The organism is Pseudomonas siliginis (genome assembly GCF_024072275.1).
Classification (GTDB): domain Bacteria; phylum Pseudomonadota; class Gammaproteobacteria; order Pseudomonadales; family Pseudomonadaceae; genus Aquipseudomonas; species Aquipseudomonas siliginis.
In genome coordinates this window covers 2,636,630-2,658,990 of sequence record NZ_CP099598.1, presented here as the reverse complement: position 1 = coordinate 2,658,990, position 22,361 = coordinate 2,636,630, and the positions used below count along the sequence as shown (strand labels likewise).

At 58.4% G+C, this 22,361-nt stretch carries 14 protein-coding genes; 6 read left to right on the top strand and 8 right to left on the bottom strand.

Going from position 1 to position 22,361, the window contains the following annotated elements:
* Positions 1 to 40: 40 nt before the first annotated feature.
* Positions 41 to 2,335, bottom strand: a complete 2,295-nt coding sequence (locus NF676_RS12365) for a fatty acid cis/trans isomerase (protein WP_252887808.1) — start codon at positions 2,333 to 2,335, stop codon at positions 41 to 43.
* Between the two features lie 155 nt (positions 2,336 to 2,490).
* On the opposite strand from NF676_RS12365, the gene metH reads away from it, so the two are divergent.
* Positions 2,491 to 6,201 carry a methionine synthase gene (gene metH, locus NF676_RS12360; protein WP_041478700.1) on the top strand — a complete coding sequence of 1,237 codons (3,711 nt, stop codon included), beginning with the start codon at positions 2,491 to 2,493 and terminating at the stop codon, positions 6,199 to 6,201.
* Positions 6,202 to 6,255: 54 nt separating this feature from the next.
* Here metH and NF676_RS12355 read toward each other — a convergent pair whose 3' ends face one another.
* Complete coding sequence (locus NF676_RS12355) at positions 6,256 to 13,257, bottom strand: dermonecrotic toxin domain-containing protein (RefSeq protein ID WP_252887807.1); 7,002 nt, start codon at positions 13,255 to 13,257, stop codon at positions 6,256 to 6,258.
* Positions 13,258 to 13,705: 448 nt separating this feature from the next.
* Here NF676_RS12355 and NF676_RS12350 point away from each other — a divergent pair, with 448 nt between their 5' ends.
* The 3 genes from NF676_RS12350 (at position 13,706) to NF676_RS12340 (ending at position 16,533) form a co-directional block, all read left to right on the top strand.
* On the top strand, positions 13,706 to 13,924 hold the full coding sequence (locus NF676_RS12350) for a DUF2970 domain-containing protein (RefSeq protein WP_041478699.1): 219 nt from the start codon (positions 13,706 to 13,708) through the stop codon (positions 13,922 to 13,924).
* Between the two features lie 472 nt (positions 13,925 to 14,396).
* Positions 14,397 to 16,055, top strand: a complete 1,659-nt coding sequence (locus NF676_RS12345; protein ID WP_071172068.1) for a nitrite/sulfite reductase — start codon at positions 14,397 to 14,399, stop codon at positions 16,053 to 16,055.
* A complete protein-coding gene (locus NF676_RS12340) occupies positions 16,039 to 16,533 on the top strand; it encodes a DUF934 domain-containing protein (protein WP_041478697.1) in 495 nt (164 codons plus the stop codon). Before NF676_RS12345 ends, NF676_RS12340 begins: the two co-directional genes overlap by 17 nt.
* A 65-nt stretch (positions 16,534 to 16,598) precedes the next feature.
* Here the strand turns inward: NF676_RS12340 and sohB are convergent, their stop codons facing one another.
* A complete protein-coding gene (gene sohB, locus NF676_RS12335; protein ID WP_252887806.1) occupies positions 16,599 to 17,630 on the bottom strand; it encodes a protease SohB in 1,032 nt (343 codons plus the stop codon).
* A 204-nt stretch (positions 17,631 to 17,834) separates the two neighbouring features.
* Between sohB and NF676_RS12330 the strand changes: the two genes are divergently transcribed.
* Both NF676_RS12330 and NF676_RS12325 read left to right on the top strand, forming a co-directional pair.
* Complete coding sequence (locus tag NF676_RS12330) at positions 17,835 to 18,545, top strand: histidine phosphatase family protein (protein WP_252887805.1); 711 nt, start codon at positions 17,835 to 17,837, stop codon at positions 18,543 to 18,545.
* 63 nt (positions 18,546 to 18,608) lie between these two features.
* Positions 18,609 to 18,926: an SCP2 sterol-binding domain-containing protein gene (locus NF676_RS12325; protein WP_056785204.1), complete on the top strand. Its 318-nt coding sequence runs from the start codon at positions 18,609 to 18,611 to the stop codon at positions 18,924 to 18,926.
* 78 nt (positions 18,927 to 19,004) lie between these two features.
* On the opposite strand, the gene NF676_RS12320 is transcribed toward NF676_RS12325, so the two are convergent.
* The 5 genes from NF676_RS12320 to NF676_RS12300 all read right to left on the bottom strand — a co-directional run bounded on the left by NF676_RS12320 (position 19,005) and on the right by NF676_RS12300 (position 22,335).
* Entirely contained in the window at positions 19,005 to 19,610 is a 606-nt protein-coding gene (locus tag NF676_RS12320; RefSeq protein WP_252887804.1) for a hypothetical protein, read from the bottom strand.
* The gene (locus NF676_RS12315) at positions 19,607 to 20,644 is read right to left on the bottom strand and encodes a hypothetical protein (RefSeq protein WP_252887803.1); all 1,038 of its coding nucleotides are present in this window, start codon (positions 20,642 to 20,644) and stop codon (positions 19,607 to 19,609) included. Before NF676_RS12315 ends, NF676_RS12320 begins: the two co-directional genes overlap by 4 nt.
* Before the next feature lie 12 nt (positions 20,645 to 20,656).
* A complete protein-coding gene (locus tag NF676_RS12310; protein WP_041478692.1) occupies positions 20,657 to 21,184 on the bottom strand; it encodes a PAAR domain-containing protein in 528 nt (175 codons plus the stop codon).
* Between the two features lie 183 nt (positions 21,185 to 21,367).
* A complete protein-coding gene (locus NF676_RS12305; protein WP_039758650.1) occupies positions 21,368 to 21,862 on the bottom strand; it encodes an RES family NAD+ phosphorylase in 495 nt (164 codons plus the stop codon).
* Positions 21,859 to 22,335: an MbcA/ParS/Xre antitoxin family protein gene (locus NF676_RS12300; RefSeq protein ID WP_252887802.1), complete on the bottom strand. Its 477-nt coding sequence runs from the start codon at positions 22,333 to 22,335 to the stop codon at positions 21,859 to 21,861. The genes NF676_RS12305 and NF676_RS12300 overlap by 4 nt, the downstream gene beginning before the upstream one ends.
* Between the last annotated feature and the right edge of the window lie 26 nt (positions 22,336 to 22,361).

The following is a 22,361-nucleotide window of genomic DNA, read 5'->3' as shown; positions in this document are numbered from 1 at the left end:
TTTTGTCGGGAAAGAATCCCGGGCACACGCCTGCGAATACTCAAAGATTCTCGTACCGGTTCATATCCAGCACGCCCTCTTCCACCGGGTCGGTTTCATGGATGTACTGGCTCAGATCGTGGAAATACAGCCAGAACTGCGGATGACTGCGGCGAATGCCCCAGCGCTCGACGATCTTTTCGAACCGATTGACATCCCTGGCGTTTTCCATGGCATCGACAAACGCCGGTACCTGCTCGGCCGGGACGTTGAACATGAAATTCGGGTAACTGCTGAGCACGCCCGGATAGATCGTCAAGGTGTCGAGCCCCGACTGATAGCGCAGCGATTCACCGAGCAGAAACGCCACGTTGCTGTGGGCGCGGTTGCGCAGCACGCTGTAGACCTCGCGCTTGCCGCTGGCGGTTTCGACACGCAGCAAGGTCGCTTCGGGCATCTGGTCGATGACTTTCAGTCCCGCTGCCGGGCGCGAGGCCAGACGGCTCAAAGCCTGCTCGGCATTCTGCAACGCCGGATCGATATTCGGTCGCGAGCAATAAGCGCCGTCGCAGCGATTGATCGGGTCTGGCCGCGCGTTCAGATCACCGTAGCGCGCCAGCAACTGCATGGCGAAATCATGTTTCGGGTCTTTTTCGTCGAGCTTTAATGCGGTCGGTTTGTCGTCATCGATGGCCTCGTAATCGAGCCACATCTTGAATTGGCCGCCGTCCTGGTACCAATCGTTGAGGTAATCCTCACGCGAGTCGGCGGGCATAAGGCGCAGGAAGTTCTGTTCCGCGCCGTTACGGATCAGGTCGAAATACAGACGGGTCTGCGCCTGATGGGAAACGTTGCCGAACACGTCGAAATTGACCGCGAGCTGGTAGTAGGTGCGTTCCAGCAGCGGATAGTCGAACAGCCACATGGTTTGCGGCACCTCTCCGATAAGCCCCTTGGTCACCGAAGCGCTGTCGAAGTGGCGGAAAATGCTCAGCAAGGCGTTGTCGTTGCCGGCCCACAGCGTCGACCAGCTCGGCGCCGGCAGATCGGCATAGCTGTCACGGCGCAGTGCCTCGTATTCGTTGCGCTTGTCGCGATAGTTGCGCCACAGACTCAGCACGCTGCCGACATCGTCGTTCTGCCCCGGCATCGCCAGCAGCGGCGTGGCCTGGCCGCGGTAGTTCGGGTCGGTGATATAGAGATCATGTTCCGGCGCCTGGAACAGCGCCCAGAAGTTGTCGCGGATCACGTCGGTCGCGATCTGCCCACGGCACACCGGGCCGCGAATGAAGGTGCGGACGAAGTATTCGGCGTTATCGAGCATGAACTGATAGCGCGCCTGCGCCGGAATCGCTTCGAAAGTGGCAAACGGATTGGCACGGCTTTGCGGGCCGTAACCCGGCAGCGCGTTGACCTGCCAGTTGCCGCTGTAGAACAGGCTTTTGATCCGGGCCATTTTCGCCGCGCTCAGCGGATAAGTGATGTGCGTCTTGTGCACGATCACCCCTTGCACCGGCCACATGCGGTAATACACCTGCGTGCCCGGGTCGTCGTTGGGGCGGCGAGTGGCGATCAGATCAATCGGCTGGCCGCTCGGCGTACGCGAACGCACCCACTGGAAATAATGCCCCGGCTCACCGTCCTTGAAATAGATGTGCGCCAGATACCAGTGCTCGAACAGCCAGCGCCCGACCAGACTTTGCCGAGCACCGGGAGCATTGAGCAGGTTCTCCCACTGCAGGATCTGCATGGCCTCTTTGGCAGTCGGCGCCAGGCTCTGCTCATCAATCGGCGCGCCAGACGCCAGCCAGCGCTGCAAGGTCTGGTATTGCTGGTCGGTCAGGCCAGTGACCGCCAGCGGCATGCCCTCTTTCGGGTGCGCGCCGGCATATCCGTCGAACTCCGCAGGCATTGCGCATAGATTGTTGCGATTGAGCCCAAGAACAATCTCTTCTGGCAGTTTGGCGTTCGGCGTCAGCGGCGTCTTGTGGCCGAGTTCAAGCATCCGTGCCATCAGCGCGGCCTGACTGCCCTGGGCGTCGAGCACCGAATAGAAGTCTTTCTGTTGCCAGGCGCGCTTGCCGAAGGCGTCGTAAAACAAGCGCGTGGTCGGTGCCGCCTGGGTGCGTTCGCCGTCATATACCGGCATCTTGCTCGCGCCACGGGCGGCGCCTTCGCCACTGCCGAGATTGAGCTGACAGGCCGAGTCATAGCACGCATGGCAGGCTACGCACTTCTCGGTGAAGATCGGTTGGATATCTCGGCTGTAGGAGATGGAAGAAGAAATGGCGGGATCTTGCGCCGCAACGCTCCCGCTCAGGACCAGCAACCATAAACTGATGAAACGGTGCGGCATGCTGCTGATCTCGATGGTAAAAAAAGGCTGCGATTCTACCGTTATGACGCTCGCACCAACATGAGCGATATTCATGCAAAAGCTGCACATGCTCCAAAAGCGCACAGGTTTGCTATGATCGCGCTCCTTCGTAATGGTCTTTCCGAGTAGTCCACATGTCCGATCGCAGCGTCCGCCTTCAAGCTCTCAAGCAAGCCCTCAAAGAGCGCATCCTGATTCTCGACGGCGGGATGGGCACGATGATCCAGAGCTACAAGCTCGAAGAACAGGATTATCGCGGCAAGCGCTTCGCGGACTGGCCGAGTGACGTCAAGGGCAACAACGACCTGCTGGTGATCACCCGTCCGGACGTGATCGGCGGTATCGAAAAAGCCTATCTGGACGCCGGCGCCGACATTCTCGAAACCAACACCTTCAACGCCACGCGCATTTCCATGGCCGATTACGGCATGGAAGAGCTGGCCTACGAGTTAAACGTAGAAGGCGCACGTCTGGCGCGCAAGATTGCCGACGCCAAGACCGCCGAAAACCCGGCCAAGCCGCGCTTCGTTGCCGGCGTGCTCGGCCCGACCAGCCGCACCTGCTCGCTGTCGCCCGACGTCAACAACCCCGGCTACCGCAACGTAACCTTCGATGAGTTGGTGGAAAACTACACCGAAGCCACCAAAGGCCTGATCGAGGGCGGCGCCGACCTGATCCTGATCGAAACCATTTTCGACACCCTCAACGCCAAAGCCGCGATCTTCGCCGTACAAGGTGTGTTCGAAGAGCTGCACCTCGAATTGCCGATCATGATTTCCGGGACCATCACCGACGCCTCCGGCCGAACCCTGTCGGGGCAGACCACCGAAGCGTTCTGGAACTCGGTAGCGCACGCCAAGCCGATTTCCGTAGGCCTGAACTGCGCCCTCGGCGCCAGCGAACTGCGCCCGTACCTGGAAGAGCTGTCGAACAAGGCCAGCACCCACGTATCCGCGCACCCCAACGCCGGCCTGCCGAACGAGTTCGGCGAGTACGATGAACTGCCCTCGCAAACCGCGAAAGTCATCGAAGAGTTCGCCCAGAGCGGTTTCCTCAACATCGTCGGCGGCTGCTGCGGCACCACGCCGGGCCACATCGAAGCCATCGCCAAAGCCGTGGCCGGTTACGCGCCACGTCAGATTCCGGACATTCCCAAGGCCTGCCGCCTCTCCGGTCTGGAGCCGTTCACCATCGATCGCAGCTCGCTGTTCGTCAACGTCGGCGAGCGCACCAACATCACCGGTTCGGCAAAATTCGCCCGCCTGATCCGTGAAGACAATTACACCGAAGCCCTCGAAGTCGCGCTGCAGCAGGTCGAGGCCGGCGCGCAGATCATCGACATCAACATGGACGAGGGCATGCTCGATTCGAAGAAGGCCATGGTGACCTTCCTCAATCTGATCGCCGGCGAACCGGATATCTCGCGCGTGCCGATCATGATCGACTCGTCGAAATGGGAAGTCATCGAAGCCGGCCTCAAGTGCATCCAGGGCAAGGGCATCGTCAACTCGATCAGCATGAAAGAAGGCGTCGAGCAGTTCATCCACCACGCCAAGCTGTGCAAGCGCTACGGCGCTGCGGTGGTGGTGATGGCCTTCGACGAAGCCGGCCAGGCCGACACCGAAGCGCGCAAAAAGGAAATCTGCAAACGCTCCTACGACATTCTGGTCAACGAAGTCGGCTTCCCGCCGGAAGACATCATCTTCGACCCGAACATCTTCGCCGTCGCTACAGGCATCGAAGAGCACAACAACTACGCCGTCGACTTCATCAATGCCTGCGCCTACATCCGCGACGAGCTGCCGTATGCGCTGAGCTCCGGCGGCGTGTCCAACGTGTCGTTCTCGTTCCGTGGCAACAACCCGGTGCGTGAGGCGATTCACTCGGTGTTCCTGCTCTACGCGATCCGCGCCGGGCTGACCATGGGCATCGTCAACGCCGGTCAACTGGAGATCTACGATCAGATCCCGGTCGAGCTGCGCGACGCGGTCGAAGACGTGATCCTCAATCGCACCCCGGACGGCACCGACGCCCTCCTCGCCATCGCTGACAAGTACAAGGGCGACGGTAGCGTCAAGGAAGCCGAGACCGAAGAGTGGCGTAACTGGGACGTCAACAAACGTCTGGAACATGCGCTGGTCAAGGGCATTACGACGCACATCGTCGAAGACACCGAAGAATCCCGCCAGTCGTTTGCGCGGCCGATCGAAGTGATCGAAGGCCCGCTGATGTCCGGCATGAACATCGTCGGCGACCTGTTCGGCGCCGGCAAAATGTTCCTCCCGCAAGTGGTGAAATCCGCCCGCGTGATGAAGCAGGCCGTGGCGCACTTGATCCCGTTCATCGAACTGGAGAAAGGCGACAAGCCGGAAGCCAAGGGCAAGATCCTCATGGCCACGGTCAAGGGCGACGTGCACGACATCGGCAAGAACATCGTTGGCGTGGTGCTTGGTTGCAACGGCTATGACATCGTCGACCTCGGCGTGATGGTCCCGGCCGAGAAGATTCTGCAGGTCGCCAAAGAAGAAAAGTGCGACATCATCGGCCTTTCCGGCCTGATCACCCCGTCGCTGGACGAGATGGTTCACGTTGCCCGCGAAATGCAGCGTCAGGATTTCCATCTGCCGCTGATGATCGGTGGCGCGACCACCTCCAAGGCGCACACTGCGGTGAAGATCGAGCCGAAGTACAGCAACGATGCCGTGGTCTACGTGACCGACGCCTCGCGCGCCGTCGGCGTGGCGACACAGTTGTTGTCCAAGGAGCTCAAGGCCGGTTTCGTCGAGAAGACCCGCCTGGAATACATCGACGTGCGCGAGCGCACGTCCAATCGCAGCGCCCGCACCGAACGCCTGAGCTATGCCGCCGCCATCGCGAAGAAGCCGCAATTCGACTGGGCCAATTATCAGCCAGTGGTACCGACCTTCACCGGCAGCAAGGTGCTCGACAATATCGATTTGAACGTGCTGGCCGAGTACATCGACTGGACGCCTTTCTTCATTTCCTGGGACCTGGCCGGCAAGTTCCCGCGCATCCTTGAAGATGAAGTGGTCGGTGAGGCCGCCACTGCGCTGTACAAGGACGCCCGGGAAATGCTCACCAAACTGATCGACGAAAAGCTGATCAGCGCCCGTGCGGTGTTCGGTTTCTGGCCAGCCAATCAGGTCAACGAAGACGACATCGAGCTGTACGACGATAACGGCAAGCCATTGGCCAAGCTGCATCACTTGCGCCAGCAGATCATCAAGACCGACGGCAAACCGAACTTCTGCCTCGCCGACTTCGTTGCGCCCAAAGACAGCGAAGTCACCGACTACGTCGGCGGCTTCATTACCACCGCCGGTATCGGCGCCGAAGAAGTGGCCAAGGCTTATCAGGACGCTGGCGACGACTACAACTCGATCATGGTCAAGGCCCTCGCCGACCGCTTGGCCGAGGCCTGCGCCGAATGGCTGCACCAGCAAGTGCGTAAAGAACATTGGGGTTACGCCAAGGATGAAACCCTCGACAACGATGCACTGATCAAAGAGCAATACCGTGGCATCCGCCCCGCTCCCGGCTACCCGGCCTGCCCGGATCACACCGAGAAAGCCGCGCTGTTCACCCTGCTCGATCCAGAGGCTGCGGAAATGCGCGCCGGGCGCAGTGGCGTGTTCCTCACCGAACACTACGCAATGTTCCCCGCCGCAGCGGTCAGCGGCTGGTACTTCGCCCATCCGCAAGCGCAATACTTTGCGGTGGGCAAGATCGACAAGGATCAGGTGCAAAGCTACACCGCACGCAAGGGACAGGATCTGAGCGTGACCGAGCGTTGGCTGGCGCCGAATCTGGGTTACGACAGCTGAGGCTTGTTGCAAAGCCGATCCGGGAGTTTGCGATTCCCGGATCGGGTCAGCTCCTCAGTCCCGACGCGAGGACGGCCCCGGTTGCGGTGACGCCGGGCGTGTCTGCGAATCCCCTGCAGCGACCCGCGCAAGGTTTACCAGTTCCTGGCGAGACAGCTCCTTGAGTTTGTCGGTGCGTGCCTGCGCCAGCTCGATTTCCAACTGGCTCATCGCTTCCACGTACAGTCTTCGCGAGTCCTCGTCGTTCCACTTGTCTGGATGCGCATCCTCGACTTCTTCCTGACGGTGTGTGGCGCTGCGTTCAAGCTCATCGAAGATGGCGGCGTGTCGGTCGCGCATGTAGCGAATCCAGTAATCGCGGGCAATCAAATCCTCGAGGAACAGGCCTGACGCTTCGTCGGCCAGCACAGAAGCGCGTGCCTCGCTCAGCAGTTGTCCCTCGATCGGTGTCCTGTACAACATGTGATCCGGTTGCGCAGGCAGCTCTAACCCGTCGGGCCAGCCGCGCGTCATGCCGATTCGGTACTGCAGACGGATTTCGGCCCGGTCCTGGAACCTGCCAGCTGCTTCCGCCAGCCTGTCGACCCTTTCCAGTCGGAACAGGCGCCGCGTCAGCTCGACCAACGCTATGCCGCGCTGATCAGGCAGATGGCGTGGGATGTCGCGCAATGCGGTGTATTCATAGACCCGCGTTTCCAGCTCACTGAACGACAGTATTCGGCCATCGGGGCAGGTGCCGTGAGTCGCGGAGTTGAAGAAGAGCAACTCGCGCAACTCCGTGTTTTCGCTTGCCGCTTCTATCACCCGCCATACCCGTTGCGTCAGATCAGCGCCCGACACACTGAAATCGGCAGTGTCGTGCAACATCGACAGCAGGTGAAAGAACGCCTCATGGTTGGGTTCGCGCGCCAATTGCAGCCATAGCGCTTGCCGCGTTTCGCGCGTCTGGGTCCGGGTGTAATTGAGCCAGGTGTTCATTGCCTGCTCATCTACGTCTTGCTGCGGATTGGCGATGATTTCGTCTGCTTCCACGGCTTCATGCCTGTCCACGCGTCCGGCACCGCCGGCATTACTGTCATCGCTATCGCTACTGTCGGAATCAAAAGGCGTATCGGGCTCGCTTTCGGACGTCGCTTCATACTCGGTAATTGCGCGCTCGAGAGATGCAAACGAATACCCCATGACGCCACGGTTCGCGTTAGCCGCACTGTAGTCCCTGAGCTGTTCCAGACTCTCGAGAGGCAGTCGGTTTCCGCGCAGGTCGGTGCCTGCCACCAGTCGCTCATGGTTGCCATCCAGCAGCGTGTCGGGAAATAGGGAAATACGGTTGCCAAGAAGATTGAGAGTTTGCAAATGCTCCAGTGCCTGTACCCCATCAGGCCAGTGGCTTATCGAATTGAGAGACAGATTCAGGCGCTCGATCCGGGTGAGTGCGCTGGCGTTGAATTGGCTCAGTTGGTTATGACTCAGATCCAGCGAACGCAGGCGATTGCCCATTTGCTGCAAAACGCCAGGCGCTTCAGCAAAATGGTTAATGCGTAGCTCCAGATGCTCCAGCCTCTGCAATGTACCGACAGCCTCCGGTAGCCCCTCCAGATTGTTGGAGTTAAGCACCAGCGTGGTCAGTTCAGGGAAAGCGCCGCAAAAATCATTCAGGCTCTGCAAGGAAAACCCTACCGAAGTCAGGTCGAGCGTTCGTACTTGCGTAAACGCGTTCGACAGAGGCGGCAACTCAACAATGTACAAGCCGCTGAGGTCGAGCTTGCGACCCGCTTCTTCGGTATGACGGGTCAGTCCATCGACCCAGCAATCACGGATTCTCATCGCCGTGAAGACTCTGTCTTGCGTCGAAACCCTCGCGGCCGCCGGCTTGAAGATCCAACCGTTCAACTGACGCGTCAGCGCCTCGTCACTCTCTCGCCAGTCCTTGATCCGGGCATCAATCTGCGCTTCATCCAACCCTGCGCCGCCCAACCGCGCAATACAGTGCTGGGCCTGTTCCTGGGAAAGGTCCGGATTCAATTCCCGCAACCGCCTGACCAGACCTGCGCTACCTTCAGCCGCAGATGACGCAGTACGCAGTGGTAACAGAAACTCGTGAATCCGGGAAAACGCGGTGCCTGGCACCGAGGTGTTCGCAGCGACCAGGTAGCCGGCCGGCTGACTTTCATAGCTTTTCAATGCACCTCGAGGCAAACCGTTGCTCGCCTCGATACGCCCGCGCGCCGTTGTCAGAGCTGCCTCTGCCTCAGCGCTGAACGGGTTCCCGGTCAGATGGCTCTTGAGCAATACGCTGTCTATGGCCAGAACGCGCTCGGGCAGCGAATCGAGGCTGTTGTCTCGCAGATCCAGCCACTTCAACCCGGACAGATTTTCCGCCCCCGCTGGCCACGTTTGAAGGCTATTGCCACTCAAATCCAGCACTTCGAGCTTCGGCATGGCCGTCACGTCCAGCGCCGTCAAACGGTTGCGCCGCAAGTTCAGAAACTCAAGCGCCTTGAGCTCGGCGAACTGGCTTTGAATTTCCCCCGTAGAGGTGATCTGGTTGCTGGACAGGTCCAGCCGCGTCAGCTGCGCAAAATCCGCCGGTTTCACCGGCAACTCGGTCAATCCGCAGCCAGTGATTTGCAGTGTCCGCACGCCGCTGAACGCTTGCAGAAAAGCCTGAATCTGTCCAGCCGGCACGTTCAACCGATCCAGACGTAAGGTCTGCACATGGGAAAATGTACCGGCCGGCAATGACACAAGCTCGCTGATGGCCGCGCCATGGTTCAAACCGTCTGTGTCAGACAGCTCGAATACCAGAGAATCGTCCCCCAGGTCGAGCAGGCGATAGCGTTTGCGTACGCTCGCGCGCCAGTTTTCCTCAAGCTCACGCACCACCGCGCTGTTCGGCGGCGACTGCCAGCGCGGCTCGCGTGCAGCGCCACGCAGGCCATCGGACGTCGTCGGTTGATAAAACCGACGGAAGATCCCGGCGTGTTCCAGGCGCAGCAGTTCGATCGCTTTCAACCGGGTTTCCGGGGTATTCCAGACAGTCATGATGTGCTCAGGCAACGGATCGAGAAAGCGGCCTTCACCCGTGAGGAATTTCAGTTCACCGAGGCAGTACTGGCGGACCATCAAGTTCAGGTCCATCAGATGCCCCATGGACCCCGAATAATTTTTGACGTACTCGAATGCTGGTTTGAATGCCTCATGGGAGAAGTTCGACCAATTCAGTGACAGGCCCGCCCACAGTTTTTCATGGCCGGTATAGAGCGCTGGAGGAATGGAAGCGATTGACGTCCGAAACAGATCCAGCCTCTGCAGCTCGGGAAGCGCTTGTACCGATGCTGGCCATTGCGTCATGCCGGGGGCTTCGATCTTGAGTCGTTTCAGGTGTTTGAGCGCGGCCAGTTCCAGTGCCGGCGGGTTCTCGTCAATGAATCCTTGAAAATCGAGTTCAAGGGCTTCGAGCGAGGTCAACATTTTCACCCGCTGAGGGAAATCTGTGGCCATTGCCGGGGCCGAGGTCCTCAGCTTGAGCGTTTTCAATGCAGGCATCCTGGCTAAGCTTGCGGGCAGAGAGGACAGCGACTGCTGGTGCATACCCAAATCAAAATAACTCTCGCGCTCACCCAGCGAGAGTTTTTCCAGGCCGGGAAACAGGGCAAGAAAAGCGTCGGCATTGCCATCAGTAATGCCATCTCCGCGAAGGGACAATTTACGCACGTGGGAAAAGTCTGCTGTCAGCGCGGGCAAAGCATCGTAAGTCACCAGGCGCAGTTGATCCGCATTGGGCACTTCATCGACCAAAAGGGCATTGCGCCAACTGGTTTTAAGCGCTTGCGCGACCAGCAGATTCTGAACAGTACCGGAAGGTTCCCAGGGAGCCATCGCGTTGGTCCCCGCCCACTCGTCCAGTGTTGCCTCAAGTTGTTGCCACTCTTCGCGTCGCGACTGCAACCACCGAAAAATCTCCCGGTTGTTTCTGCCCGCACGCACCTGCTCAAGGATCAATCCACTGGCCTGCTGATCGGTGAGGCCCGGGTAGAGGTCGCGCAGGTCGGCAACCAGATTGCGCTCCAGCCAACCCGCTCTTCCGCTGGCGGGATAGCCGATCAGCGCTTCGTTTACCCGTACAGGCGGTCTCATCCACTGCGCTGGCTGTTCCAGCAATGCGGCCGCCATGCCGTGGTGCTGGTCAGCGTGGGCGATGATTTTCTTTTGCAGTTCGGCCGACTGACTGACCTCGGGCACCCCCAGGGCGCGCCGCGCGTGATCCGGCAGAGCGTGCATGAGAGAGGCATAAAAGTTGTCGCCGTGGCGTGGCAGGCTGTTGAGCGTTTCGCCTCGGTCGTTGAATGCCTGAAATTGCTGGCCGCTTTTGATCAGGTACTTTCTCTCGAAGGCCGTCTGGCTGCCAATGCTCTCAAGCAACGGACCGCTGTCGCTGCCCTCGCGTATTTCAAGGCGCAAGTTGTCCGGCCAGCCGGGCAACCGTTCAAGCGTGTGCAACGCCAGGCATCGACTGTCCGCCGAGGCAATATTCTCGCTGCGCAGCCCCGCATATGCCCGCACCTGCCGGCTGCGGCGCGCATACCAGCGAGCTTCCTCCAGCATGCGCAGCGGTATGGGACGAGTTGAGCCGAGCCGTTGCAGTTCATCCGGCCGCGCCTGCGCCAGCACTTGCTGTGCAGCTGACTCACTGAGTCCCGGACAGGCGTTCTGCAATTGCCTGACCTGATCGGCGACAGGCTCGGTGCCCTGATAAATACTGTCGTAAATGGCCGATTGGCGGGTTTGGGCATAGGCCGCAATTTGCTTGGCGAGTTCTGCAGGTCTCGCTTCTCGAACCCGCGCACCTTCACCTCCGAGCAGGTGGACGATTTCCGATTCATCCAGTCCGCCCAGAACAAGCTGCGGCAGGTCGCCGCTGAGGACGTCCGCCCGGGAAATCCGGATCGGTGCCTTGCCCCCGACACCCCGCACCCGATATCCGCCGCCATACTTGACGGATCTGCCGGTCAGTTGCGTCCCCTCAAAGACTTCCAGTACGCGATTGGCCGGCCAGCGCGGCATGTCAGTGACCAGTGGCAGGGCATACAGATACTTGTCATCGACCGGCGCCCCACCCTCCAGTTGCTCAATGACTTGCGCGGCTTGTGCATCGGTTTTCAACAAGCGCATGGCCTGAATCAGCTCCGGTGGCGGCACCCCATGGTCGAGGTGCATCTTGCGCAACATATCGTCGCTGACGCCGCTGATATCCATCGCTTTGAGCAGCTCCGTATCGGATAGCGGCTCGCAGATGTGGCCCATGCGCCGCAACAGCGTCAGACGATCCCATTCCAGAGGACGCTCCAGGGTATGGCGCCACGCTCCATGGCCATTACTTTGCAGAACAGGTTGATAGGCTGCAGGATCGGTCGGGTGCTTGATGCGCCACTGGTTGATCGAGTCGTCGAAGACCTGCTCATACACCTTGTTGTCCTGACGGATCCAGGTTTTGCCATCCACCGCATACTGCCCGGAAGGATTCGGGGTCAGGTGTGCGTCAAGGACAACAGGGGCCTCGTAGCCGCTGAGATCAGGTTTCCACAGGCGGGTTTCGCCATTGGGTAACGTGACCGGACTCAGCTGTTCGATGACCGGTACAGTCCTGGCGGCCGAGAACTTCCTTACACCTGCTCCAACACCCGCCATCACGGCAACCTGAGCGAGATTCTCGGCCACGTCGACCAGGTGATCCCTGGCGGCCCTGCGATCACCTTCACTCCACTCGATAGCGCCTTCAAGGGTTTCATACAGCAGTTGTCCCGCCATCACGACCATCATTGTTTCGCCCAGCACAGGCACGAACATCGACACCAGATTCAAGCCCAGCATGCCGATCTGCATCAGATGGGCCAGTTTGGCATCTCGTGCGTTCGCATCGACATCGGCAGTGGGTACCGCGTGGCTTCGCGCGTCGGCCAACACCTTGGCGCGATTCTGCGCATAAAGGTATTGCCACAAGTCCTCGTTGGGCGCCCAAAGCCCCCTGCCCTTGCGTTCGACTGTCGAAGGCGCGATGTACGGATCAACCGCCGGCTCCCACTTGACTGTGCGTTCGGGCGGAACCTGTTCGATGGTGGTGAATGTAGAACCACCGGTAAAACCCTGTACGAAGGCCAGCCAAGGGGAACGCAGAACGTCCCAGGCATCGCCAGGTGAGTCGGCTGCCTTTTGCCTGAACTGGCTGAAATAGTACGGGCGCTGATCATAGGGCAGGAACTGACTGAAAAAACGCTGGTAGGCGGTGGGCTCTGCGCTGGTCTGTTGCGACGCATCACGTGCGGTGAGCAAGCGCTCGAGCTCTTCGCGCATTTGCTCGAACGTGTAGCGCTTGAGCGGATGTTCCGGGTCGTTGGGGATGTAAAGGATCAGTTCATCGGTGTAACGGTATTTTTCGCAGATGACGAAAGCCACGCACCCGGTCAGCCTTTTTTTCATCAGGCCGAGGTCCTGGAACCAGACTTGCTTGCGCCCCATCCACGGGTGCATTTCGCCGTCGATGACCGAGAGGATCATCGCGTGATCTGCCGCCTCGATGTGATTGCGCAATAGCGCCTGTTCGGCTGCGGCGCGCATCGCTGCCTTCTGGCTGGCGATGAAGCGTTCGCTGAGCACCGCCTCTGCCACCGCGTCCCCCGGATGGAAAAATCCCTGCAGGTATGTCTGGTATTGCTGGCCTATATCCAGATTGCGGCAAAGGTGCAAAAACTGGCTGACCGTGAGGCCTGTGTCGACGTGCTTGAATGTGTCCGCAGCAGGCGTCGCCACAAAAAAACCGGAGCTCGAATGATAAGTATCTTCACATTCGTCAGCTTCGAAGTTGTGCAGCGAGGCTTCCAGCAGCGTGATCTTGAGAACCTCGAACGAGGCCAATACGGTTCTCTGAATACCCATTTCGACCGGGCGCCGCAGACATAACAGGGTTTTGTCTACATCGATTTCCAGCGCGTATTGGTCCTTCAAGGCTTTGATCAATAACGGCCTGGCGAATGATTCGACATCGACGAATTTCGCCATGCTTTTGTCGAGACTGTTCTGGGCAATGACGCTGGCCTTGAAAGTCTCGTCGAGGGTTTTGCGCTGGGCCGGCGTCGCATGCTGATACCAGGACGGTAACGCGGTCGGAACCGCCTTGAGCGACTCGCGCCGATGCGGCAAAGCGCTGGTCAACCATTGCGGGATCGATGTCTCGAGAAACTCGCCGTGCAGACTTTGCGTTGCAATGAGCTTTACTGACCGACCGGGGTCTGCCGGCTGAGCGGTCGACGCAGGCAGCGCCGACACTGGTTTGGGCGGGATAACGTTCATGGTCACTCCTTTTTGATGGAGCGGTCAGCAAACCATGTCGCGTTAGTGCTTCTGCGTTATCCGGGTATCGCTCAAACTTGTCCGGGCTGCTTCGATGGCATCCCGGACCCAGCGGATTGGCTATGCTTCAGGAGGATGACTTTTCGCAGAGGGATTTATGGACGATCCAATCGACAATAAACCGCCGAGTTTCTGGCAGATGCTGCACAGCGTCATGGCGGCGGCGTTCGGGGTGCAGAGCGGCAAGAACCGGGAAAGGGATTTTACCCACGGCAAACCCAGTCACTTTGTGATTCTGGGAGTTTTGTTCACGGCGGTGTTCGGCCTGACGCTGTTTGCCATCGTCAAGCTGGTGCTGTATCTGGCCGGGGTGTGATGGCACTGAACAGGCATCTGCCACAGGTTATCCGGGCCTTGGGAGAACGGCCCGGAAGCGCGGATGTTACTGGTGACTGACCCAGAAGACCGCTGTTCCTACTACGAGAATGATCAGGAACAAAATGGCCCACGCGTCGACACTGCTGTCGCTTTTTCTGGCTTTGGTCGGGTTGCTCATTGCATCGCCTCTTGTCGGTTTTATCGGTGATTGCACAAAGACTCGATCACAGTTAAGACGATGATTGTCCGCACGACAAATGTGGATTAGATGACCGGCATTCGCGTTAGGCGATTTGGTTCTTTACATATACTCAAACATCACTTTTGCGCATAACTGCAAACGGGTATATTGCCCCGGCTCCGTGACGGAGTGCGCGGCCGTGCGCGCAGAATTGCAGAGGCAACATCGGACTCCAGCAAGCGAAAACGCAGCGTTTTCCGAGAAGCCCAAGCCTGAGAACAGGACTTATATGTACGTATACGACGAGTACGATCAGCGGATCATCGAGGACCGCGTCAAGCAGTTCCGTGATCAGACCCGACGCTATCTGGCAGGTGAGCTGAGCGAAGAAGAATTCCGCCCCCTGCGCCTGCAAAATGGCCTGTATATCCAGCGTTTCGCGCCGATGTTGCGCGTGGCCGTGCCTTACGGCCAGCTGACTTCGCGCCAGGTGCGCATGATGGCGAAGATCGCCCGCGACTACGACAAGGGCTATGCCCACATCAGTACGCGGCAGAACGTGCAGTTCAACTGGCCGGCGGTTGAAGACATCCCGGACATCCTTGCTGAACTCGCGACCGTGCAGATGCACGCCATCCAGACCAGCGGCAACTGCCTGCGCAACGTCACCACCGACCAGTTTGCCGGCGTCGCCGCCGATGAAGTGATCGACCCGCGTCCATGGTGCGAAATCGTCCGTCAGTGGACCACGTTCCACCCGGAATTCGCCTACCTGCCGCGCAAATTCAAGATCGCCGTCAACGGTTCGACCAGTGACCGCGCAGCCATTGAAGTCCACGATATCGGTCTGGAACCTGTCTATAACGCTGCCGGCGAGCTGGGCTTCCGAGTGCTGGTCGGCGGTGGCCTCGGTCGTACGCCGGTGGTTGGCGCATTCATCAATGAATTCCTGCCGTGGCAAGACCTGCTGAGCTATCTCGACGCCATCCTGCGGGTGTACAACCGCTACGGCCGTCGCGACAACAAATACAAGGCGCGGATCAAAATCCTCGTCAAGGCGCTCACGCCTGAGGTGTTCGCGCAGAAAGTCGACGCGGAAATGGAGCACCTGCGCGGTGGCCAGACCACGCTGACCGAGGCCGAACTGCATCGCGTCGCCAAGCACTTCGTCGATCCGGACTACAAGACCCTCGACAACCAGACCGCGCAACTGGCCGATCTGGACAAAGAGCATCCGGGTTTCGCCCGCTGGCGCAGCCGCAACACCCTGGCGCACAAAAAACCGGGCTATGTCGCTGTGACGCTGTCGTTGAAGCCGACCGGCGTTGCCCCGGGCGACATTACCGACAAGCAGCTCGACGCCGTCGCCGATCTGGCCGAGCGCTACAGCTTCGGTCAACTGCGCACCTCCCACGAGCAGAACATCATTCTCGCCGATGTCGAGCAGAGCCAGTTGTTCACCCTGTGGGGCGAGTTGCGTGAAGGCGGTTTCGCCACGCCGAACATCGGCCTGCTGACTGACATCATCTGCTGCCCCGGTGGTGACTTCTGCTCGCTGGCCAACGCCAAATCGATTCCGATTGCCGAATCGATCCAGCGCCGTTTCGATGACCTGGATTACCTGTTCGACATTGGCGAACTGGACCTGAACATCTCCGGCTGCATGAACGCCTGCGGTCACCACCACGTTGGCCACATCGGCATCCTCGGTGTGGACAAGAAAGGCGAAGAGTTCTACCAGGTTTCCCTCGGCGGCAGCGCCAGCCGTGATGCGAGCCTGGGCAAGATCCTCGGCCCGTCCTTCGCACAGGAAGCCATGCCTGACGTGATCTCGAAGCTGATCGACGTGTACGTTGAACAACGTACCGAAGACGAGCGCTTCATCGACACTTATCAGCGTATTGGCATCGACCTCTTCAAGGAACGCGTCTATGCAGCGAATCATTAAGAACAACGAAGTCGTCGACGAAACCTGGCACCTGTTGCCGAAGGATTTCAACATCGATGAGATCAGCAACTGCGACGATCTGATCGTTCCTCTGCAGTTGTGGCGCGAGCACAGCCGCATGCTCAAGGCCCGCGACGGCGGTCTGGGCGTGTGGCTGGATGCTGACGAGGAAGCCGAAGAAATCGGTGAAGACGTCGGTGAGTTCCAGGTAATCGCGCTGAATTTCCCGGCGTTCACCGATGGCCGCAGTTACTCCAATGCCCGTCTGCTGCGTGACCGTTATGGTTTCAAAGGCGAGCTTCGCGCGATTGGCGACGTGCTGCGGGACCAGCTGTTCTACATGCACCGCTGTGGCTTCGACGCTTTTGCCATTCGCGCGGATAAAGACCCGTACGAAGCACTGGAAGGTCTGAAGGACTTCTCGGTGACCTACCAGGCCGCCAGTGACGAACCGCTGCCGCTGTTCCGTCGGCGCTAAGCCAGCGGGTTTATTGCGGACACAAAAACGCCGGTCATTGACCGGCGCTTTTTTATGCCTGGTGTTTACCAGAAACGTTGCTGAGTGAGGCGACTCCACCAGCTCAACAGCACGCGGTCTACCGAACCGCTGGCGGCCATGCCGATGCGTTCCTGCAGGCTTTTACGCTCGGCGTAGTGCAGGTGGTAAACCTCAGCCTGTTTGGCTTTCTGCGCCAGGTATTCATCGCTGGTCTTGAGCTCATCCACCAGTTGGTTTTCCAGCGCAGCGATACCAAGCCACACCTCACCGGTCGCCACCTCATCGATCGCCAGTTGCGGGCGATACCGCGCCACGAAGTTTTTGAACAAACGATGGGTGATGTCGAGGTCTTCCTGGAACTTCTCGCGGCCCTTTTCGGTGTTTTCGCCAAACACGGTCAGTGTGCGTTTGTATTCACCTGCGGTCAGCACTTCAAAGTCGATGTCGTGCTTTTTCAGCAGGCGATTGACGTTAGGCAATTGCGCGACCACGCCGATCGAACCGAGGATGGCGAACGGTGCACTGATGATCTTGTCGCCGATGCAGGCCATCATGTAACCGCCACTGGCTGCGACCTTGTCGATACACACAGTCAGTGGCACGCCCGCATCACGGATTCGCGCAAGTTGAGACGACGCCAGACCGTAGCTGTGCACCATGCCGCCGCCACTTTCCAGACGCAGGACTACTTCGTCCTTCGGCGTGGCCAGGGTCAGCAGTGCGGTGATCTCGTGGCGCAGGCTCTCGGTGGCGGAAGCCTTGATATCGCCGTCGAAGTCGAGCACGAACACCCGGGATTTGGTCTCAGGCTTGTTCTTCTGTTTTTTCGCGCTTTTTTCCGTTTTCGCTTCGCCCTTGCGCAATGCCTTGAGCTGATCCTTGTCGAGCAAGGTCTGCTCAAGGCGTTCACGCAGCCCCTTGTAGAAATCGTTGAGCTTGCTGGCCTGCAACTGCCCTGCCGATTTGCGCCGGCCTTTGCTGCGCAACGCGGCGAAACTGGCGAGCACCACCAGAATGGCGATCACCAGTGTGACGGTCTTGGCCAGGAAGCTGGCGTATTCGGTGAAAAAATCCACAGAGACTCCTCAAAGCAATGCGTGACGGTGTATCACACGCGGAATGGCTCCAGCATACCCATGCGTCGGCTCGTCGGCCAGCCGTGAAACCTCTGGCAACACGCCTGTAACGGGCATTTCAAACAAGCGTATGTTTTTTCATTGACAGCCTTACGCCATCCTCATAACCTCGCCTGACCTTCAACGTACCGGGACGACGCGGACGTGGGCAGCATCTACTTGATACGACATGGCCAGGCCTCCTTTGGTGCAGACGATTACGACGTGCTGTCGCCGACCGGTGTGCGTCAGGCAGAAATTCTCGGCCAGCACCTCGCCGACCTTGATATCAGCTTCGATCGTTGCCTTGCCGGTGACCTGCGTCGCCAACAGCACACGGCCACCAGTGCACTGGAGCAATTCAGCGCCAGAGGCCTGCCGGTTCCAGTCCTCGAAACCGATTCCGCCTTCAACGAATTTGACGCCGACGCGGTGATCCGCGCCCTGCTCCCGGCCATGCTGCCGGCAGAGCCGGAAGCCCTCGACATCCTGCGCAACGCCGCGCAGAACCGCGGTGAATTCCAGCGCATCTTCGCCCTGATCGTCGAGCGCTGGCTTGCTGGCACCTACGACACACCCGGACTGGAAAGCTGGCTGGGCTTCGTCGAGAGGGTTCAGGCCGGTTTGCACCGCATCCTCGACCTGGCGGAAAAGAACCAGAAAATTGCCGTGTTCACCTCCGGCGGCACCATAACTGCCCTGCTCCATCTGATTACGCAAATGCCTGCCAGGCAGGCCTTTGAATTGAACTGGCAAATCGTCAACACCTCGCTCAACCAACTGAAGTTTCGTGGTCGCGAGGTGGCTCTGGCTTCCTTCAACAGTCACGCACACCTGCAACTGCTGAAGGCCCCGGAACTCATCACTTTTCGCTGAGTCCGGCTTACTGTGACCCTGGCTGTAACCACCCAGCTCCCATGACCAAGAAAGGATCGAACCATGACCTCCGTAGCTGATGCCGTAAAAGCAATGCAAGCCAAGTTCAACCCAGCCGCCGCTGCCGGTCTGGATCTGGTCTTCGGTTTCAACATCACCGACGAAGACAAGCAATACGCACTGATCGTCAAAGACGGCACCTGCAACATTCAGGAAGGCGAAAACCCGAACGCCAACTGCACGCTGGTGCTGGATAGCGAAACCCTGAAAGGTATCGTCAGTGGCGAGACAGACGGCATGCAGGCCTTCATGAGCGGCAAGCTGCGCGTTGAAGGCGACATGATGCTGTCGATGAAACTGTCCGAGCTGTTCCCTTCGTAAGAAGCTTCTTGGTAAAACACAAATCCCGCTTATTGGCGGGATTTGTCGTTTCAACCATTGAAGACATGGCAACGTGAGTTAACGCTTGGCTGAAGCCGTCCCATCAAGCTCTTTTTTTACCTGGAGGTATGCCGCCTCTTCATCACTTTTTTCGATCAGATTCGAAGCCATCGAGCGGGGCAGGAGTTTCTTTTCTGTCACGTCCCAATCGATCGTAACGACCACGGTCTTGTTTGCAAACGTGATGAAAAGCCAATAGGAATCCACCGGCCTGTCAGGCTCGGCAAATGAACTATAGGCATACCGTATCTGGCGGTGCAGGTCCGGCGTATTCAGAATGAGGTCTTCGGTGTCCAACTTCGGAAACTGTCGCCCTACAGCGAATAACGCTTCGGTCAAGAGAACATCATTCTCAATATGTCGCAAACTTTCAGGCTTATTGCGCAGCATGGTCACTGGGCTCTCTTCAGGCGGAGTACCCATGAGACGCGGGCGATACATACCTGAACTGAACCACTGGCTGGCATCGAAACGGTTTTCTTCCGGACTCCACGGGCCGTAATACATCATTGCTTTGGCTGGCATCTGGGCTTCCTTGGCGTAAATAAATAGTCCTGCAAAGCTGGCAGCAATCAACAAGACACAGAAGACGTGACGTTTGCCTATAAACTTCAGGAGCGTCATAGCGGTTTATAGGCAAGCAGGTGTTTGGGTACGCCGTCCGGTGTATCACCTGATCGAACGTCACGATGTGCGCCTAAGGCATCCAGCGGAAATCCAATCTTTCGTTCATACAATGCTCGGCTGTCATCGTGCGCCAGCAAATTGCGCTCTTCTTCAGAGACTGTTGGCGTCGGCGCCTGCGGCGCCTGTTCATCAGGTAATTGCGCCGTTGGGTCTTTGAGGGTCTTGCGATGTTCGACCAGCTTTCGTTCATAAGCGGTTTTTCGACTCAAATAATTCCGCATCGCTCGCCCATCAGCTGCTTCTCTTTCACGAATTCCCGGCACAGATCCCCGTTCCGCGGCAGTACCATAAGTCGTGTCGTAGTTGCTGCGTCTTGGAAATGCCCACACGGTGGTCCGGGTAGCATTAGCAAGAATCTGCGCCAGGCTGCGCTCGTAATGAGGATCTTCTGTTTCATTGACCTTGAAGTCGGCATCGATACCCAAACCTGTGCGACAAGCGTAGGAGTGAATTTTCGCACCATAGGCAAACGCTTCGGGCTTGAACATACTCGCTTGTGCATCACGCAGACGGTAGCTATCGTTTTTATCCAGCTCGTAGCCCAACTCGATACTGCCCACCACACCATGGGAAAAAAAGTCGAGCTGTTTGATCTCGCGCCCGCGGCGTTGCCGAGCTGCGATGAAATCCACAAGACCGGATATCGAGTCCATCTCCCGGTACTGTGCTCCGTGCTGATTTTCGACAACGTCCTTCAAAGCCGCCAGCAAGTTCTCCGGATAGTCATTTTTGAAAATCAGAAATACACGCTGGATTGTGAAGTTTGGAGTGCCGATTGGATACTTTGTGAGTTGGCGGATACCCTGATTGATAAAGCGCATCTTGTTGCCCTTCTGGCCACGAACCTTTTCATAAAGGGACATGTAAGACGCACCCACAACCGTTACGTAATCCTGTGCCAGCGTACCTTTCACTTGGGTCGTTGTATGTTGATCGCTTGTTCGAGCTTGATTCTTTTTGGGGGCTGCCACCTGCCACCTCCCTTAGTAATCTAGGCCGAGCGCATCGAGATGGGCGGCGGCTTCCTTACCCCACTGCACAACTATCGAAGTCGGGTTGGCCGTAAACACTCGCGCGGCGTTACCATGACTGTCGGTATGGCCGACGAGACGCTGCCCGTCACCCGTTTCGATGCAATAGAGCATGTCGGGAATAGCTTCGCCAGTGGCCTCATCAACCAGTTGGAAGCGCTCGCTGTGTTTAGGAACAGTGATAATCGGGGAGAAAGGTGCGGAACCGACCTGGGTGCCGACAAAAACGTCGCCAGAGCCCGTGATTATCATGCCTCCGTGGGCCGTTGCACTGCCCAAGAAAGCAATAGGCTTGCCATTGATCAAAATATTGCTGATGCCTTCGGTGACAGTGTCTCCGCACGCTGTGGTGTCTCCGACACGCAAAACTGGCATTCCATTGATGTTTACATCACCGGAACCGCTGTTACTGGGATTGGTGCCATGGCCTGTGATCGGGCATGCATTAAGATCGCTGAGTCGAGCGGCAGGCTTTGCCATCTTTAACTTCCTTGTAGTAAGCGTGGGCGCGAAATGTACCGGATCTTTATATTGGTTGAAAGCTTCAATCCAGACGTAGAATGCGAGCCGCCGCGAATGTAGCTGGCAGCGACTCATCGGCCCTTGATCGCTCCCGGAACCTGGAAATTGTCGTGTCGGATTCGCAGGCCCACACAAATCCGATCAACCCTCCTGCAACAACCGCGTATCCAGCCCAAACCGCTCTTGCGAAACCATCCTGAACTGACCTTCCGCCAGATCGCAACTCACCAGCAAATTCCACGAGTGTCGGGTGGCCACCGAAGGCACCAGAATAAATGGATGTTCAGCCAGCAGTGCGTCGGCAAACTTTCGCTGGTTGGGCGAGGTTTTTATCGGGGTGAGCCAATGCGGATTGGGCACGTCTTCCGGTTGCACGATTCTGACGCTGGCGTCGTGGGTGATTTCAAAACAGGTCAATACATAGGGCTCCTGATCAAGTGCATCGAAGCTGCCATGGGCGGCCACCTCCAGTATCGCCGTGGAAGGGTCGACCGACGCATAAACGACTCTGCGGCCAGGGGTATTCCAGCGACCGCCGTCCCGTTTCGACCCCAGGCCGCTGTCCCAGGTCTCGCTGTACACCTCGCGATCCAGCCGCCACGCGTACCAGCGATCATCCCAGGGCAAGGGATTCATTGATAAACCCCGTATTTGATCTGGTTCAGATACTCCTCCACCATCCTGAAGCCCAACGCATTTCCAACCAGATCGAGCGGCACATAACCGTAGAAGTAAGTGGCGCGTTGCTCCAGCCATGATTCGGCCTTGGCCTGTCGCCCGAACACCTTGATGGCCAGCTCCAGCGCTGCCGCATATTGGTAGGCGATGATGCTCTGCGGCGTGTCCAGGCGCACCGACGCGCCTTCCTTGAGCAGACGTCGCACGGTTCTCACAGATTTGCCGGTGATACGTTTGACCATCTCTCCCTGTTGGTACAGTTCGGAGGTTGCGATCATGTTGACCACATCGAGCAGCGCAAATCCTTCGGCTGTGCAGCGCAGAATGAGCATCGGATCGTCGCCGGTGTCCTGCCCTCGCAACAGCAATTCCAGAGGTTTGCCCTCAAGCTTCTTCAAGCCCGTGAGCCGGGGCACTTTGGCGCTCGGCATGGCAACGTCCTCCGAGGGGCATCTCG